14 protein-coding genes are annotated in these 17,241 nt (G+C 62.4%); 6 read left to right on the forward strand and 8 right to left on the reverse strand.

Annotated features, from left to right (window positions below):
* Nucleotides 1-33 precede the first annotated feature (33 nt).
* Genes JQN68_RS11780 through JQN68_RS11800 form a run of 5 tightly spaced genes read right to left on the reverse strand, consistent with a single transcriptional unit; the run spans nucleotide 34 to nucleotide 6,349 of the window.
* On the reverse strand, nucleotides 34-1,695 hold the full coding sequence (locus JQN68_RS11780; RefSeq protein ID WP_249621205.1) for a GH3 auxin-responsive promoter family protein: 1,662 nt from the start codon (nucleotides 1,693-1,695) through the stop codon (nucleotides 34-36).
* Complete coding sequence (locus JQN68_RS11785) at nucleotides 1,692-2,516, reverse strand: hypothetical protein (protein ID WP_225073523.1); 825 nt, start codon at nucleotides 2,514-2,516, stop codon at nucleotides 1,692-1,694. The genes JQN68_RS11780 and JQN68_RS11785 overlap by 4 nt, the downstream gene beginning before the upstream one ends.
* Nucleotides 2,467-3,579: a hypothetical protein gene (locus tag JQN68_RS11790; protein ID WP_225073522.1), complete on the reverse strand. Its 1,113-nt coding sequence runs from the start codon at nucleotides 3,577-3,579 to the stop codon at nucleotides 2,467-2,469. Before JQN68_RS11790 ends, JQN68_RS11785 begins: the two co-directional genes overlap by 50 nt.
* On the reverse strand, nucleotides 3,576-4,970 hold the full coding sequence (locus JQN68_RS11795; protein WP_225073521.1) for a B12-binding domain-containing radical SAM protein: 1,395 nt from the start codon (nucleotides 4,968-4,970) through the stop codon (nucleotides 3,576-3,578). The genes JQN68_RS11790 and JQN68_RS11795 overlap by 4 nt, the downstream gene beginning before the upstream one ends.
* Entirely contained in the window at nucleotides 4,961-6,349 is a 1,389-nt protein-coding gene (locus JQN68_RS11800) for a B12-binding domain-containing radical SAM protein (RefSeq protein WP_225073520.1), read from the reverse strand. The genes JQN68_RS11795 and JQN68_RS11800 overlap by 10 nt, the downstream gene beginning before the upstream one ends.
* A 409-nt stretch (nucleotides 6,350-6,758) precedes the next feature.
* On the opposite strand from JQN68_RS11800, the gene JQN68_RS11805 reads away from it, so the two are divergent.
* The 3 genes from JQN68_RS11805 (at nucleotide 6,759) to JQN68_RS11815 (ending at nucleotide 9,064) form a co-directional block, all read left to right on the forward strand.
* A complete protein-coding gene (locus tag JQN68_RS11805; RefSeq protein WP_225073519.1) occupies nucleotides 6,759-8,042 on the forward strand; it encodes a peptidoglycan DD-metalloendopeptidase family protein in 1,284 nt (427 codons plus the stop codon).
* 137 nt (nucleotides 8,043-8,179) lie between these two features.
* On the forward strand, nucleotides 8,180-8,521 hold the full coding sequence (locus JQN68_RS11810; RefSeq protein WP_225073518.1) for a zinc ribbon domain-containing protein YjdM: 342 nt from the start codon (nucleotides 8,180-8,182) through the stop codon (nucleotides 8,519-8,521).
* Nucleotides 8,522-8,602: 81 nt separating this feature from the next.
* On the forward strand, nucleotides 8,603-9,064 hold the full coding sequence (locus JQN68_RS11815; RefSeq protein ID WP_225073517.1) for a hypothetical protein: 462 nt from the start codon (nucleotides 8,603-8,605) through the stop codon (nucleotides 9,062-9,064).
* Here JQN68_RS11815 and JQN68_RS11820 read toward each other — a convergent pair.
* Nucleotides 9,061-9,933 (reverse strand): Dam family site-specific DNA-(adenine-N6)-methyltransferase, encoded by an 873-nt coding sequence (locus tag JQN68_RS11820; RefSeq protein WP_283775527.1) that lies wholly within the window; start codon nucleotides 9,931-9,933, stop codon nucleotides 9,061-9,063. The genes JQN68_RS11815 and JQN68_RS11820 overlap by 4 nt on opposite strands.
* 647 nt (nucleotides 9,934-10,580) lie before the next feature.
* Between JQN68_RS11820 and JQN68_RS11825 the strand changes: the two genes are divergently transcribed.
* From JQN68_RS11825 to JQN68_RS11835, 3 genes are all read left to right on the forward strand, one after another.
* A complete protein-coding gene (locus JQN68_RS11825; protein ID WP_249621206.1) occupies nucleotides 10,581-11,285 on the forward strand; it encodes an SDR family oxidoreductase in 705 nt (234 codons plus the stop codon).
* A 199-nt stretch (nucleotides 11,286-11,484) separates the two neighbouring features.
* Nucleotides 11,485-12,597 carry a Glu/Leu/Phe/Val family dehydrogenase gene (locus JQN68_RS11830; protein ID WP_225073832.1) on the forward strand — a complete coding sequence of 371 codons (1,113 nt, stop codon included), beginning with the start codon at nucleotides 11,485-11,487 and terminating at the stop codon, nucleotides 12,595-12,597.
* A gap of 31 nt (nucleotides 12,598-12,628) precedes the next feature.
* On the forward strand, nucleotides 12,629-14,335 hold the full coding sequence (locus JQN68_RS11835) for a fatty acid CoA ligase family protein (RefSeq protein ID WP_225073831.1): 1,707 nt from the start codon (nucleotides 12,629-12,631) through the stop codon (nucleotides 14,333-14,335).
* A gap of 101 nt (nucleotides 14,336-14,436) precedes the next feature.
* Here JQN68_RS11835 and JQN68_RS11840 read toward each other — a convergent pair whose 3' ends face one another.
* Nucleotides 14,437-15,030, reverse strand: coding sequence for a PepSY-associated TM helix domain-containing protein (locus JQN68_RS11840; RefSeq protein ID WP_249621207.1), 594 nt, complete (start codon nucleotides 15,028-15,030; stop codon nucleotides 14,437-14,439).
* A gap of 14 nt (nucleotides 15,031-15,044) precedes the next feature.
* Nucleotides 15,045-17,192, reverse strand: a complete 2,148-nt coding sequence (locus tag JQN68_RS11845) for a TonB-dependent receptor plug domain-containing protein (RefSeq protein ID WP_225073821.1) — start codon at nucleotides 17,190-17,192, stop codon at nucleotides 15,045-15,047.
* Nucleotides 17,193-17,241 lie beyond the last annotated feature (49 nt).

The following is a 17,241-nucleotide window of genomic DNA, read 5'->3' on the forward strand; positions in this document are numbered from 1 at the left end:
GGGTTCCAATGGCCATGAGGACTGCCCGGGCGATCACCACAACATGGAGCCGTCGAAAAATTTAGTCCAGCCCGTTGCGGGATGCAGCACCCGGGGTTTTACATCGCCGAGGCGTTGTCCGCGGGCGGCGCAGCCGTGCAGGTAGGTTTCGCGGCCGTTGGCGGTGATTCTGAACACCCGCACTGGTGCCAGCTGTCCCAGATCCCGGCAATAGCGATAGTGGAAATTGTCGCCGAGGTGTTCCTCAAACCGCTCCCCGCACCGTCGCAGTTGCTCCTCATGGGCGGCGGCGTCTTCGAGGTACAGGACATAGGCGGGCGGCGGGCCTCCATCCAGGGCGAGCATTGCGAAAGCCGGCCGCAGGCCGAACTCGGCCAGAGACTGGCGCAGGGCGCCGTCGACATGCTGCTCATGGAGCTTCTCGCCGAAATGGTCGGCGATGCCGTCCTCCCTGCCGACGAAACGCAACCGGGGCACGCTGCGGTAGAAGCCCGTCACCTGTACCAGGTCGCGCAGGCGGTAACGATACAGCCCGCCGGCGGTGGTCAGCACCAGAGAGTAAGTTTGTCCATCCTCGAGTTGGTGCAGCAGGCGGAACCCGCCGCCGTCGCCGGGCAGAAACTCGAAAAAATGGCTGCGCAGGGCCGGCAGACAGCCGCCGGCCATGACCGGCAGGGTGACGAAGCCTTCCGTAGCCAGCAAGCCCTTGCCCTGGATGGTCGCCTGCGGGAAGAGGTCGGCCAATTCGGCGGCCGGCTCGGCAGCGGCGCCGTCGCGCCAGCAGCTGATCAACCGCAGATGGGGCCAGAGGGCCTGGTGCACGGCAGCCGGGTTCGGAGGGTCGGCGAAAGCAGCGCGAACTTCTCCGGCGCGGACGGCATCCGGGCGCAGATGTCTGGTCAGTGTGGTCTGCAAAGGTTCGGTCAGGGATTGCGGCGTGCTCAGGGTGCCGCGGGCCAGGTCCCCGGCCAATTGCGGCCACCAGCGCTGCAGATGGCCGCACAGCAGGATCAGAAAGGTCGGATTCCAGACGGAGATCAGGGCCAGGTTGCGGCTGCGCAGCAGGAACAGCAGGGTCGCATACCAGAAACTGTCCATGTCGCGAACCTGTTTGACTTCGGCCGGTACCGCCTGGGTGGCGCGCACCAGCCAGCCCTTGAATCCGCCCAGGTAGTCGCTGTCGTCCTCGAAGCCGACGGGTATCCCGCCCGCCGTACGCTCCGCCTGCCGGGCGGCCGGCGTCACCGACCAGTAGCTCTGGCCCCCCAGCAGGGCCGGCATGCTGCGGAACAGGTCGGCCATCCAGGGGGCAATGCCGCGCTGGAACTGGGTTTTGAGTCCCCGGGTGTAGGGGATCAGCTTCGAGGCCGTCGCGGAACCGCTGGTCGGTTCCAGCAGCAGCACCGGTTCCGCCGTCAGCACCATCGCTTCGCCGTCGGCAATAAGCCGGATATAGGGTTCGAAGTCCTCATAATCGGCCAGGGGCACGGCGCGTTGATAATCCTCGATGGAGCGAATGGCATCAAAGCCGTGGCGGCGACCGAAGACGGTGGCGGTGTTCTGCCGCAAAATGTCCCGCAACACCGCTTCCTGAGCGGCGGCGCTGTTACCGAGGGCCCGGTGGAACCGGCGCGACTCCGGCAGGGTCGACAGATACCAGAGGCTGTTGGCCAGCAGGCAGCGCAGGCGGCTCATGGGGCACCGTTGCCTTGCAGACCCAGCATGCGGCGGCCGGCCGCGGTCAGGTTTTCAAGGCTGACTTGGGCCAGGCAGGCCAGTTCGTCGCCGCGGATATGGCCGGGGTTGGCCTGCTGGAAAAAGGCGATGTGGGGATCCCGCAATCTTTGCGCCGTAACCTCCGCCAGCCCAGTTCTCAGGGGGGTGGCCCGGTGCAGTCGCACCACTCCGTGGTCGGCATCGAACTCCTCCGGAAACTTGCGCCGGGCCAACACCTCGAGGATGGGGCGCAGGGCCGCCGCGTGATCCTGGCCGTGGCCGGGATAGAAGGTGCGGAAGAATACCGGCAGAAAGCGGTAGGTCTTGTATCCCGAACAGATGAGGAACCAGTACACCGGGCGATCCCGGATTTCCTCCGCCAGGGCAAAGACCAGGCGGCCCCACAGGCGCGGCAGGACCGTCTCCCCCCAGAAGGACCGGCTGATGACCGTGTCGCCGGAGAAGAAGGCAATCAGGGGTTGGTCGTCGACCACCTCCTCCATCCGCATGAGGGTGGAAAAGCCCTGCAGCGTGCCCTGCTCCCGTTCGTGGAGTAGAATCACCCACTCCTTTTCGGCCAGGTCCCCCTCGAAACTGCACCGGCCTACATTGTCGTAGGACGCGGTCATGAGTTGCAACATGGCGTCCCGTTCCGCTTCCGTTAAGGCCGTGACGGGCTTCACCGTTCCCGCCAGGCGCTCCGCCGCCAGGGTTGGCGGCAACAGGTGCCCGGTCGCCGTCCCGGGCCGTTCAGAGGGTGGCGATTTCGACCTGGCTGTTTCGTCCATCGAGGCGGTCATGGAAGGTGCTCCCGTTATCCCAGCCGACGGTATAGAGCCGGCTGACGTAATCGATATGGCTGTAGCGGCGCGCCACGCCCAGCAAGGGATCGCCGGCACTGAAGCCGGCCATGAGAAAAGCCAGTTGGCGCTCCCTGGCGGTGCGCAATTGACGGCGCAGCAACAGGTCGAAGACCGCCGCATCGTTCTCGGCGATGCAGTGCAGTGCGGCATAGCCCATGGGAATGACGGCTCCCGGTGGCGGCAGGGGCAGTAAACCGCGCAGGCGGTTATAACCGTTATACAGGGGGCGCCCCCAGCGCAGCAGACCTTGGTAGCCGCGCACCACCGATTGTTTGAACCCGCCCTGTTCCCAGAGTCCCAGGATGCCGACCAGGCGACCCCGGCGCAGGGCGATTAGCAGGTCCTGGCGCCCCAAGCCGCGCAGAAGTCCGCTTTCAGCACCAAAATCGGCCACCGTGAGCACCGGGAAAAACTGCCGCAGGGATCCCTGCCGGTTGAGAAAAGCGACCAGATCTTCCAGATCGATGTCGTCGCCCCGGCGGATTTCGCAGCCGGCCGAGGCCGGCTGTCCTGTGTCGCGGCTGTGCAGCGCCAGGGTATGCAGGCGCTCCAGGGGACGGTAGCGGGGAAAATGGCGGCGCGCCCGGGTCACCAACACCCCTTCGGCCTCCCGGTTGCCTTCGATGATGGTGGTCAGATAGCCCTGTACCCGCCGGTCCTGGTGCAGTTCCCATAGACAGCGGAAGCCGCCCGCGACCAGCCAGCGGGCCCGGAAGCGATGGTCCACCCGCAGTTGCCCGAGATAGCCGACGGTTTCCGGTCGGCCGTTGATGAAGCGCCGCCGCAGGGCGCGGCAGGCCATGGCGGCTACCGCGCCGCTCGGCAGATGGCGCGCGACCAGGGTCTGGCAGCCGTCGCCCAACACCTCGCAGCCGAGAAAGTAGGACGGCGCCCGCTCATAGCTGATGGTGACGCTGCCGGGCACCGGATTGTCCCGCAGCAGGCGGAGAATGGCGGCATCGTCGGCCGGGGTCGCCAGTTCGAAGGCAAATTCCGTCATGATTGTTCCTCCGCGGGGACCGGGTTGGCGGCCAAGGTGCCGTCCACGGTCAACAGCGGAATGCTGCAGCCTTCGTCACCGAGGGGATACTGGCGCCGTTGCAGCACCTCCCTGCGCATCAGCAGGTTGATGACGAAGAAGTGGCCCCACATGAACAGGCTGCGGCTGTTGACCCGGAAATCCAAGCTGCGGCGCAGGATGGAAGGCAGACCGAAAAATCCCCGGCGGGCGTCGATGCAGGATTCTTCCAGGGCCTGCGGGGTGATGCCGGCCGGGGTGAAAGGCAGCATGCCGTAGCGGTAGGCGGGGTCCAGCCACCAGCGCTCGAAAAGGAGTCGGCCCTCCCGTTCGAGCCGTTGATAGAGGGGGGTGCCGGGGAAGGGCGTCAGGTGGTTGAAGGCGGCCAGGTAGAAGCGCTGCCGGGCGGCGAAGGCCCGCGCCTGGTCGAGGCTGGCGGCGGAGTCGCCGTCGTAGCCGAAGACGAAGGTGACGTAAAGGCGGATGCCCTGGCGCCGCAGGTTGGCCAGGGCCGTCTCGTAGCTGCCCCGGGCGGTGGCAAAGCCCTTGCCCATGCTTGCCAGGGTGTCCAGATCCAGGCTTTCCAGGCCCATGAGCAGCCCCTGGCAGCCGCTCTGCGCCAGCAGGCCGAGGAGTTCTTCGTCGAAGGCGGCATCGATCCCGGCCTGGCCGACCCAGCGGATTCGCAGGGGGATGAGGGCGCGCAGCAGTTCCTTGGCCCGCGGCGGGTCGGCGACGATGTTGTCGTCGACGAAAAAGATCAGGGGCTTTTTGATGCCGCGCAGTTCCTCGACCACCTCGTCCACCGGGCGCCAGCGATGGGTGCGGCCGAAGAAGGTCTGGATGGCACAGAATTCGCACGGATGTGGGCAGCCGCGGCCGGTCTCCACCAGGGCCACGGGCAGATAGTTCTTGCCGGCAAAGATGCGGCGATCCGGGGTGCTGCCCGCCAGGGACGGCCGCCTGTCGCTCTGGTAGCGGCGTGCCAGGCGGCCCCGGCGAAAATCGTCGACGACCCGGGGCCAGAGGCCTTCCGCCTCGCCGACCACCACCGCCTCGGCATAGTTGGCCACTTCGTCGGGCATCAGGGTGGCGTGGAATCCCCCCATGACCACGGGCACCCCCCGGCGCCGGTATTCGCCGGCAATCTGGTAGGCGCGTCGGGCCGTGTAGGTTTCCACGGTGATGGCCACCAGGTCGGTGGGCTCGTCATAGGGGATGGGCTCCATCCGATCATCGAAGAAGCGGATGGTCACATCCGGCGGCGTCAGGGCCGCCAGCAGCGCCGGCGCCAGGGGCTCCATCTGCCAGGTGCGGATGTAGGGCGCGCCGCGCCGGCGCCCCATGCAGGGTTGGATCAGGGTCAGCCGCACCGGAAATCCTCCCGGCCAAAGGCCGCCCGATACCAGTTTTCCTGCGGCGGCGAACCGGGCCGTGCGACCGACCAGGGTTGGGCGAAGCGCGGTTCGCGGTAGAGGCGGCGAACGAACCGCCGATAGGTCAGGTTGCCCAGGGCGTTGATGGCCGAGTTGGTGGTCAGACCGCGCATGCGGCGAACGATGGAGCCGATTTTGAAGGTCTCCCGGTAGGCCCACTTGAAGCCCCGGTACAGTTCCTCCGGGGTCATGCGGGCCGGTTGGATGACTACGTGCATGGTGTCGTAATCATCCCAGTTGTAGCTCAGGATGCGACCTTCCCGGTGCAGGCGCCGGAACAGTTCGGTGCCGGGATAGGGGGTGTAGAGGGAATAGCGCGGGATGTCGATGCGCAGGGCATTGACCCGTTCGACGGTGCGCTGAAAGGTTTCCGTGGTGTCATGGTCGAAGCCGAACACGAAGCAGCCCTGGACGCTGATGCCCAAATCGTGCATGGTGCGGACCAGAATGTCGTAATCCACCGGCTTGTTGAACCCCTTGCGAATGTCCTGCAGTACCGTCCGACTGTCCGATTCAAAGCCGAACAGCAGGTAGCGGCAGCCCGAAGCCCGCAGCAACTCCAAAAGTTCCGGATCATGGGCGATGTCCACGGTGGCCAGGCCTCCCCACTGTTTTTTCAAGGGGATCATGGCTCGGAACAGTTCCTTGGCGTAGTCCGGATCCTCGGCGATGCTGACGTCGTTGAAGACCAGATAGCGGCCCCGGGTCAGGCGGATGTCGCGGATGACGTCCGCCACCGGCCGTTTCAGAAAGTCCGGCCAGACGGCCGGGACGGTGCAGAAATCGCAGACCTTCTTGCAGCCGCGGGTGGCCTGCACCGTATCGGGCAGCATGTAGCCGGAACGGCGGTGCAGATCCCGGCGCGGCGGCGGCACCTGGGCCAACACGCCGTCGCCGATGGCGTGCTCCTCGTAGACGCGCTGCAGGCGGCCGCGCCGGAAATCCTCCAGCAGCCGCGGCCAGGCCTGTTCCCCCCGGCCGATGACGATGGCGTCGGCATGGCGGATGGCCTCCCCCGGGAGGATGGTGACATGCACGCCGCCCAGCACCACGGGGATGCCCCGGGCCCGGAAATGGTCGGCCAGTTCGTAGCCGCTGTTGGCGCAGCCGGTGATGAGGCTGATGGCCACCAGGTCGGCATCGGCATCGCGGGGAATGGGGTCGACGCTGCCGTCCACCAGTCGCACCTTCACCTCCGGCGGCGTCAGGGCGGCCAAGGTGCAGAGGGACAAAGGCATTTCGCGCATGGAGCGCACATGGGGGCCGAGGTGCAGCTTGTGCATGTGGGCGTCCGGCATGATCATCAACAGCTTCACGGGTTTTACCTCAGCTTGTTAGCAGTCAATCACGCCGCCGGCCCTGGATGGTTGGAAGTTTCGGGTCTGAATGTGCCGGAAGAAATGCCTTGTCAGAAGCAGCATAGCAGCGGAAGAGGGGCCAGGCAATAGCCATGCCTCGCCATGTTGTGCCGCATCATTCCAAACCCGTTCCGACGATGCTGGCCAGAAAAATGACGCTACCGCAATACGCAACATTGGGACATTCAGTCTTGACATGTCCAAGGGGGGATCGTTATAAAAAGGAAGGTTTTTTCCTGCTGGAATAAAACAACCTCTTTGCAGATTTTTCCCAAGCGGGAATTACGCCATTCCCTTCCAATCCTTTCTAAAATGCGCCCAGGAATCCTGGCGCCATATGAGTTCCCTTATGCATATGAGTTGGAAAATGCTGCAAACACAACGCAGGCGGACGGTGCGGAAACGCTGGCTTGGCACCTTGGCGGTGATGCTGGTGTTGGTGGCCCTGGGCTTTTCGTTGCACCTATCAGGCGGTCGGCCGGATTCGGCCGACTCCAATACGTCTCCGGTCCTTTCCGCCCGTCCGCCCGAACCGGAACACGTTTTTGTTCGAACCATCCAGACCGGCGACACTTTGAGTTCCATTTTTGGCCGCTTCAATATCAACCAAGGGACCCTGCACCAGATTCTGGCCGCGGATGAGGCGCTGCTGGCTCTGGATGTGTTGCGGCCGGGCAATGTACTTACCCTGACCCTGGATAAACAAACTCGCCAACTGGAAGAAATGGAATTATTCATCCATGCCGGCAGTCGGGTTGTCTATCGGCGCGTCAATGACAGCGGTTTTGACTTTGAAGAAATCATCCAGCCGGGAACCTGGGAACAGGAACTGCTGGAGGGCGAAATCAACGGCAGCTTTTTTGTGTCGGCCACTCGGGCCGGTTTGACCGATGGCGAGACGGCGGCCATCTCCGACCTGTTCAAGGATCAGCTCAATTTCCGGCGGGAAATCAAGGCCGGGGACAGGTTCCAGGTGGTACGCAAGCGCCAGTTTGTCGAAGGAGAATCTACCGGCCAGAGCCGCATCGAAGGCGTTCGCATTCTCCGTCCCAACCGGTTGTACAGCGCCTTTTTATTCGAAGACGGCAACTATTATGATCACCGGGGCGAGAGCCTGGTTCGCGCCTTCATGCGTTATCCCACCAAAAGCCGTCATCGTGTCAGCTCGCACTTCAATCCGGTCCGGCGTCATCCCGTTACCCGGCGTATCGCTCCCCATAACGGCGTCGATTTTGCCATGCCCATCGGCACGCCCGTCAAGGCTATCGGGGATGGAGTCGTGACGCGTGTCCATCACCACCCCTTTGCCGGGAAATACGTCGAAATTCAGCATGGCGGCCAGTATGTGACCCGCTATCTGCATCTGCATAAAACCCTGGTCCGGCGCGGCCAGCGGGTCCAGACCGGCGACCGCATCGCCCTCTCCGGCAATACCGGTCGTTCCACCGGACCGCACCTGCACTTCGAACTGCACGTCAACGGCCGTCCGGTCGATCCTCTCAGGGCCAAGATTCCCATGTCGGCTGCCGTTCCCAGGGAAAAGCTGCCGCAATTCCATCAGCGGGTGGCGGTTCTGGTTGCGATGATGGAGCAACCGCAAGGCCATGTGGCCGCCGCCGAAGACACGGAAGAGTCGGCGGGACGCATCTGATCGGCGGCCTTTTTTTCGAATCCAGATCGAAACACCCTCCCGTCCCTGTTCTTCGATTGCCATACGGCCCCAAAGGCCCTACTATTTTTTACAGGCAAGGTGTCGTTCCTTGTCTTCAATCAGCCTCAGGATAAATCATGCACAATTTGCCGAAATGTCCCAAATGCGGTTCCGAGTATACCTATCTGGACGGGCCCCTGTATGTCTGCCCTGAGTGTGCCCATGAATGGACCGTCGGGACAAGCGACGCGGGGAAGGAAGCAGGGCGCGTGGTGCGCGATGCCTTTGGGAATGAACTTCAGGATGGCGATACGGTAACGGTCATTAAGGATTTGAAGGTCAAAGGTTCCTCGTCCGTCGTGAAGGTCGGCACCAAGGTCAAAAACATTCGGATTGTCGACGGGGATCATGATATCGACTGCAGGATCGAGGGCTTTGGGTCGATGCAATTGAAATCGGAGTTCGTCAAGAAGGCATAGCCGTGTTGCGCCTCAGCCAGGCTTTGGGGCGCGAGCTGCCGTTCCGACTCATTCTCTTGTTGATTGGTGTTGAGGCCGGATATGTTTCGTTCCCGTTGGTTCACGGTGCCGCTGTTTTTAATCCTGTTTTTTGGCGGCGGCTTTTTGGGCTCGCAATTGGCCGCTGTGGTGGCGCCGGATTCGCGGGTCGCGGAATTCATCAGTTTCTTTGCTCTGCCCGTGGCCTTTGTCTTCGGCGTGGTAGCCTGGGCCGGCGCCGCCATTCCCTGTGCGGTGCGGGTTCTCATCGGCCGCTTCCAGGGTCGGGAGCGTTCCCCTGCGCCCGGAAAAACCGCGGTTGATCCCCTTATCCCACCCGGATCCTTTTTGTTCGTCCCCCTCTCCGTCGTGACTTCATCTCTGGCCGGCCTGGTGGTTGCAATCCTGGCGACACGGCTGGGGTTTGGCTGGGTGGTGTGCCTGTATGTGATGCTCGGGCTGGGTTATGGCCTGACCTGCTGGAAACTCGCACAAGGGGGCTATCTGGAGTTTCCCACACACTAACCGTGGCGTATCCGACCTTTTGGGTCGGGGGCAAAAACGGCCAGCAGTTCAGCGGCCTTGCCGCGATTGGCGCCGTTGCAGCTGATGAACCTTTGCACTGGGAAGCTGATCAGTTCGGCATCGGCATAGGCTTGACGGGTGAAGTCCGTATCGTGGTTGGAAATGACCACCGTAATGCCTCTGGCGGCCACCTCCACGGCCACATCGGCCAGTCTCTGCTGGCTTTCCAGATCGAAACCGCCGGTACTGTAGTTGGTGAAATTGGCGGTACGGGAGAGGGGCACGTAAGGCGGATCGCAATAGATCACGTCCCCCGGTACCGCGGAAAGCATGGTTTTCTCGAAATCCCAGACGTTGAAAGTCGCCCTTTGCCGGGTTGCCTTGTCGCTGAAGAAGTGCATCTCCCGGGCGGGGAAGTAGGGTTTTTTATAACGGCCGAAGGGAGCGTTGAACTCCCCTTTGGCGTTGTAGCGACAGAGACCGTTGTAGCAATGCCGGTTCAGGAATAGAAACAGGGCGGATTTGAGTCGGCCATCATCCGTGGTGTTGAAGATGTTCCGCAAGGCGTAGAAAGCGTCTTCGGCATTATTTTCATGGGTGAAGAAGGTGCGGCAGTATGCGATGAACGATTCGCCTTCCTCTTGCAGGCATCCAAATAGAGTGATGAGGTCCCGGTTGGTATCGGTGAGGAAGTAACAGGGATAGCCGGTGTTGAGGAACACGGCGCCCGAGCCGACAAAGGGCTCGATGAGCCGACCGCCGGATGGCAGGACCTCCAGAATGCGCTGGAGAATCTGGAATTTGTTGCCGGCCCATTTGAGAAATGGTTTCACGTCAGTCCCCTTCCGATTGCAGGACTTGTAAAACATTTTGCGGCTCCGGGCAATGTTTTTCGCCGATTTGGTTAATTGTCGCTCGTGTTGTGCTGCCCGGATGCCGGTATGACCTCGACAGGGAATGGCGTTGAATCGGGCCGGCAGGATGTGTCGGGGCGGAAGTGGTTCTGCAGGCTTTGCACAATGCAAAAGAGCCTGATGTTGCGCTGAGTTGGTCCTCTTGCTCAAGGAGGATTTCAGCGATCATCAGGCTCTTTCCCCCGGTGCTCTCAGAAAGAATTTCTTCCTCAAGTTATGCACATCGATGACGCGGTGCGTTTCGATGTGGGAGCGGGGGTGCATAGGAACCGCTGCGTCGGAGGATTTTACCCTGCCTTGGCTTTTTTCGTCTCTGGCAACCACTTGATCTTCGGTTTGTCAGGACGGGCGGCACCTACGCTTTAAATATACCCCCGGCGTCTCGGAAGATCAACCGTCCCGGCCACTTTTTTTTCAAGAGCATTTTTCGAGGCGTAGGTCCGGAGGATGGCTCACCCTCGGAATGAAAGAAGGTGGTACGAGCAGGCAATGGGCCGCGTTGTTATGGAGAAAAACATTCGGGAGCGATGGTTCATCGCAAGCGGCTTGTCTATAATTGAATCCGAAGGTCTTTTCGTCCGAACTGAGCGAAGGAGAGGGATATGAACGATATGGATACGATCCTGATTACCGGGGCCAATCGCGGCATTGGCCTGGAACTGGCAGCTCAATATGCCGCCGACGGGTGGCGGGTACTGGCCTGCTGCCGGCATCCGGAGCGCGCGGAGCCCTTGCAGCGATTGCATGCAGCGACCTCGGGTCGCCTCAGCATCCATGGTCTGGAGGTGACCGACAACGAAGCTATCCAGGCGCTGGCGCGGGAACTCGATGGCCAGGCCATCGACATTCTGTTCAACAACGCCGGTGTCGGCGGCGGCGAGCATCAGGCTTTGGGGAAGGTGGACGTCGAAGACTGGCTGCGGACCTTCCGGGTCAACACCATCGCGCCGCTGAAGGTGGCCGAAGCTTTTCTTCCGCATGTCGGCCGCAGTCGGCAGCGCATCATCGCCACCATGGGCAGCGTCATGGGCAGCCTCGCCGAAAACACCTCCGGCGGGCACTATATCTACCGCAGTGCCAAGGCCGCGGTGCACATGGTCGGCCGCTGCCTGGCCGTGGATCTGCGCGCGCAAGGCATCATTTCAGTCCTGTTCCATCCCGGCTGGGTGAAGACCGATATGGGGGGTGCCAACGCCCCGGTCGCCCCCGCAGACAGCGCCGCCGGCCTGCGCCGGGTACTGGCCGGCCTGCGTCTGGAGGACAGCGGACGTTTCTTCGATTACCAGGGGAATGAGCGTCCCTGGTAGTTGTGTTGGCCCAATGCGAACCAATCCAGAAGGTTGTCATTCTTCTGCAGTTTGACAATTCCTGCCCAGCGGCAACAATTTGAACAACGTTCAAATTGTTGCAAGACGGGCGATCGATAGCCGTCGGCGATTTGTCATACCCGCTGCGGCTGCCGGACCAGACTCTGCCTGGGTTATTGCTCGGAAGGAGGAACCCCCGTTGCTGGAAGAATTTCCCTTTGCCGACGAACTCGGCCCCGCCCGAATCGTGCATGTCCACGAACCCCGCATCGGCCTGAAAGGGGTGCTGGTGGTCGACAACCTGGCCATGGGCCCCGCCATCGGCGGTTTGCGCATGGCACCGGATGTCAGCACCGCCGAGTGCTTTCGGCTGGCGCGGGCCATGACCCTGAAAAACGCTGCGGCGGGGCTGCCCCACGGCGGCGGCAAGTCGGTGCTGTACGGCGATCCAAGGATGCCGGCGGCGGACAAGGAGCGGTTGATTCGGGCCATGGCCTGCGCTCTGCGCCACTGCCATGACTACGTTTTCGGCCCGGACATGGGTACCGATGAGACCTGCATGGCCTGGATCAAGGACGAAACCGGCCAGGCCGTGGGACTGCCCGAGGCTCTGGGCGGTATCCCCCTCGACCAGATCGGCGCCACCGGGTGGGGGCTGCGCCACGCCGTGGAAGCCGCTGCGCCGGCGGCCGGTTTGGCCCTGTCCGGGGCCCGGGTGGTGGTGCAGGGCTTTGGTGCCGTGGGGCAGCATGCCGCCCGCTTTCTCGGTCAGCTGGGAGCGGTGCTGGTCGGTGTGGCCGATTCCCGTGGCACCCTGTACGATCCCCAGGGTTTGGATATCGAGGGGTTGGCGCAATTGAAGCTGCAGGGCGGCAGCGTGCTGGATTATTCCGGCGGCCGGAAACTCGAGTTGGATGCGGTTATCGACCTGGAATGCGAAGTCTGGATACCGGCGGCGCGACCCGATGTCATCACTGAAGCCAACGTCGACCGGTTGCGCACCCGGATGGTCGCCCAGGGCGCGAACATTGCCCTGACCCCCGAAGCCGAGCAGATTCTGCACCAGCGCGGCGTTCTGTCCCTGCCGGATTTCATTGCCAATGCCGGGGGGGTGATCTGCGGGGCCATGGAATATCGCGGCAGTTGGAAAGGCCAGGTGTTTGAGGTGATTGCTGAAAAAATCCGCGCCAACACCGAAGAGATGCTGCGCCGGGTGCAAAAGGACGGATTGCTGCCGCGCGCCGCGGCGACGCATATGGCCTTGGCGGCCCTGCGTCAGGCCATGTCCACCCGCCGTTGGAGTATTTTCTGAGCAGGGCCTTGCCGATGCACCGGGAGGGGTTATGAGCGAAAAGGTGGGCAGCTATTATCACTGCGGCGGCCTGGAGCCGTTGACCGGGATGACCATCCCCGAGCATTTTGCCGAAGTTGTCCGGCGCTGCGGCGCCCGGGAAGCGATCGTGTCCCGGCACCAGCAGCGGCGCCTCACCTACCGGCAATTGGCCGCCGAGGTGGACGATCTGGCCCGGGGCCTGCTCGCCATGGGCTACCAACGCGGCGAGCGCATCGGTGTCTGGGCGACGAACAGCATCGAATGGCTGTTGCTGCAGATGGCCACGGCGCGCATCGGCGTGGCCCTGGTGGCCATCAACCCCGGCTATCGCCGGCAGGAGATCGCCTACGCCATCCAGCATTCCGAGGTGCACGGCCTGTTCGTCATGCCGGCCTTTCGCCGCAGCGACTACCTAGCCATGCTGGCAGAGGTGCTGCCCCCTTTGCAGAACCCGGAGCGTAACCTGAAGCATGCGGATTTCCCCTTTCTGCGCCAGGTGGTGTTGTTCGATCCGCGGAGTCCTGCCACGACTCCCAGGCTGCTGCCGGGCCTGACCCTCTGGCAGGAAGTGCTGGCCGCCGGTTCCGCCGTCTCCCCCGCGGCACTCGATGCCGCGACCGCCGCTCTGGATCGGGACGACACCATCGCCCTGCTGTATACCTCCGGTTCCATGGGCTTCCCGAAGACGGCGGTGCTGTCCCACCACAACATCCTCAACAATGCCTGGTTCACGGCGCGGCGCATGGCCTTCACCGAAACCGACCGGCTGTGCGCCCCGGTACCTTTTTATCACTGCTTCGGTATGGTGCTGGCCAACCTGCTCTGCCTGGCGGTGGGGGCCTGTCTGGTGGTGCCGGAGGAGTATTTCGACCCCCTGGCGACCATGGGGGCCATCGAAGCGGAGGGCTGTACCGCCTTGTACGGGGTGCCGACCATGTTCCTGGCCCAACTGGAGCACCCCCAGCGCGGCGATTTCGATTTGACCAGCCTGCGCACCGGCATCATGGCGGGCGCTCCCTGCCCGCCGATCTTGATGCGGCGGGTCATGGAAGAGATGCCCTGCCCGGAAATTCTCATCGGCTACGGTATGACCGAGGCCTCGCCCGTGACCCATCTGACGGCGGCGGAGGATTCCCTGGAGGTTCGCCTGGAAACCGTCGGCCGCAATCTGCCGCATCAGGAGGTGAAGCTCATCGATCCGGACAGCGGGGTCACCGTCTCCGTCGGAACGGTGGGGGAGGTATGTTTTCGCGGCTACCATGTGGCCAAGGGCTATTACGGCGATCCGGAGGCGACCGCTCTGGGCATCGATGCCGACGGCTGGCTGCACTCCGGGGATCTCGGCATCATGGACGGCGACGGCTATTTGCGCATCACCGGTCGTCGCAAGGAAATCATCATTCGCGGCGGCGAAAACATCTGCCCCTGGCAAATCGAACAGCAGCTTCTCCAGCATCCCAAGGTGGCCGAGGTGGCGGTGTTCGGCCTGCCGGACGAGTTCTACGGCGAACAGATCATGGCCTGGGTGCGGCTCAAAAGCGGGGAACGGGCCGATGCAGAGGAACTCAAGGCCCACTGCCGGAGCGGTCTGGCCCATTTCAAGGTGCCGGCCCAAATCTGGATTGTGGCAGAGTTTCCCAAGACCGGCAGCGGCAAACTGCACAAGCCGCGCATGCGGGAGTTGTCCCTGGAGTGGCTGGCGCACAAAACAATATGAGCCGACCCAGGTAAAAATACGGGAAGGATTGCATGCTGAAGGCAATCCTTCCCGTTTCTGAATGGCCATGATTCTGGAGGATGTGGTGGACCGAACCTCGGTTACGGCGAACGCCGCCGTTTTTTCCAGCGCGGCAGCGCCCACAGGTACAGTCCGGTACCCGCCAGGACGATAAGCGCCAGGGCCACAGCGTCATACACCAGTTTGCCGGGGGTGCCGGCGAGTTTTCCGGTATGCAGATCTTTCATCAACCGGTTCCAGTTGATGCTCTGTGGTTTCGGTTTTTGGTCGTCGGCACCTTCCCGAATTCGATAGCCGTCCACTTTCTTCCAGCTGCCGCTGTGGGCGTCGACAAACAGCTCTCGGCCCGATCCGGGCATAATCTTGTAGACCAGCCTCCCCTGGCTTTCCAGCACCTCGATTTTTTCGATGGGGACAACCCCCCATTCGTGCCGGGCCATCCCCAAGGCCTGCTCCAGGGTGACGGGAAGTTGTTTGACCGCTGTGTCCGTAGTTAGCAGGCCTTGCAACGGGGGTTTGGCCGCCCCCGGGGAGAACAGATCGCGGTGATTGAGCCAGATGCCGGTCAGGCTCAGCACAATCGTCAGTGGTACTGCGATCAATCCGAGCCAGATGTGCCAGGTTCGAGAAAGGGAAAAAAGCCGCAGGTGCAGATTATCCTTGGCTGTGCGCATCGCTTGCCGTCCTCTTAGAGTTTCACTTCCAAACCTGCCAGCCAGGTGCGGCCGATGCTCTCTTCGCGCCGGCTGGAACTGCCGTCCATAAAATATTCCTGTTCGACCTTGCTGCGATTGGTGATGTTGCGCCCTTCAAGGAACAGGCGGGCGTTTTTGCTCACCTTCTGATATACGGCGATGTCCACGGAGGAGTCGGCGGCCTTTATCTTACGGGTGCCGTCGGCTTTGTTCTCCGTGGTTTTGGCTACGTAATTCCAGGCGGTACTCAAGGTGGTGCCCCATGGTTGGTAGGTATAATCGATCCCCACGTTGACGATATAGTCCGGCTGATCCTTGAAGGGCTGTTTGCTGCCGGCCGCCGTTTTCAGTTCCGAGTCGAGCAGGGTCTGGTTGCTCCACAGCACCAGGCCGGCCAGCAGGGGGTTGCCGGTCCAGCCGAAGCCGATGCGCTGTTCGAGTTCGATGCCGGCGTTCCAGCCGTTGCCGACGTTGCGTACCGCATAAACCTCCTTGCCGCCCACTTCGACGCCGGTGCCTACCTCTTCCAGCACGCCTTGGATATCCAGGTAGAAGAAGTTGATGCCCAGCAGCAGGTCACGCCGGGCGAAATCGGCGCCGATGTCGTATTTCCAGGCGATGGCGGGGTTGAGGTCGGGATTGCCGCGCACCAGACGATCGCCCTTTTCCTCCTCGTAAGGGGCCAGTTCATCGAACTTGGGGCGGTTGACGGCGCGTGAGACCGCCCCCCGCAGGGTCAAATCCTTGCGCAGGGTATAGAGCAGGTGGAGCGAGGGGTTAAGGTCGGTGCGTGAACTTCCCAGGCTGAAATCGCCGCCGTCGCGGGCATCCAGGCGCACATGCTCCAGGCGCAGGCCGGGCAGAACGCTGAACCGCTCGGTCAGCCAGACTTCATTTTGCGCGAACAGGGCGTAGTAGTCCTCGTCGAGGCTGTAGTTGTCCTTGGGGCCGGTCTTGTCCGACATGCTGCCGGCCGGATTCTGCTCCAGTTTGGTTTTGTCGCGGTAGCGTTCCCGCAAGCGGGCCGAGGCGCCCACACGGGCTTCCTGCGCCAGGCCGAGATGAAAGGGAATCACGGCCTTGGTGGCGAAACTCAGGGTGCGATCCTTTTTCTCCTCCTCCTCGAGATCGGTTTTCTTCAGGACGTAGAGGTTCGAGCCGACGGCCGTTTCTTCGAAGGACGGCTTGCGTTTTTCTTTTTCCTCCCGAGTCTGGTGATAGCCGGCGCGACTCTCCAGAATGATACCGGAAGCGAAGTTGTGCTTGTGGCTCAACTCCAGGCCGGCGGTCTGCTGCTCCTTGTGTTCGGTTTCCTCCTCGCGCTTGCCCTTCTTGCCCGGTTCGAGATTGAACTTCACTTTGCTTTTCTTCTCGTCAACATCATGGATCAAGGGTTTGAGGCGGACCTCTCCGCGGTCGTAGAACAGGCCGAGATCGAGCCTTGCGCTGACAAAATCCTTGTCGCGATGTTCCGTTTCCGTTTCCATTTTGCCGTTGGTGAACATTTTTTCACGTTCTCGGGACACGGCATCGTGCAGGGCATCGGTGCTGGCCAGGAAACCGAAATGCTGCAGGGGGCGCATGCCGAAGGACAGCGCGCCGTGAAGCATATCGCCGTCGATGGCGTCGCTGCCACCGTAGCCAAGACGACCCTCGAGCTTGAATTTGTGCGGGATGGGACGGCTGACGATGTCAATCTGCCCGGCAAGACCGTCGCTTTCATATTCTGCCGTCGGGTTGCGAATCAGGCGGATTTCCTCGACCATGAAGGAAGGCAGGCGGTCGACCTGGAACTCCCGCTTTTCCCCGGCGTCAGGCAGCATGAAGCCGTCGACACGGATGCGGGTGAACTCCTTGTCGAGGCCCCGCAGGCGAATATCCTTATCCTCACCGATGGCGCCGCCGGTGGTGATGCCTGGCATGCGCTTGAGCACATCGCCGACGCGCAGACTCGGCAGGTTGTCGATCTGCTCGCGGTTGACGGCGGTTTGCGGCTGGCTGGCGATGAGGCGCTCTTCGCCGGTGACCGCAGCGGCATCGACATGCACTTCCGGGGCGACTTCCGATGGGGCCGCCAGGCCTGGCTGGGCGGTGGCCAGAAGCCAAATCAGCAAGGTTGCAGTTCTGCGATTGAAATTCATTTTCAACTTCTCCTCAAAAAAATATCCTATGACAGATGCCCCTTCAGGG

It is taken from the genome of Desulfuromonas sp. CSMB_57, assembly GCF_020194955.2.
In the GTDB taxonomy this organism is placed as follows: Bacteria; Desulfobacterota; Desulfuromonadia; order Desulfuromonadales; family Syntrophotaleaceae; genus JAFCIY02.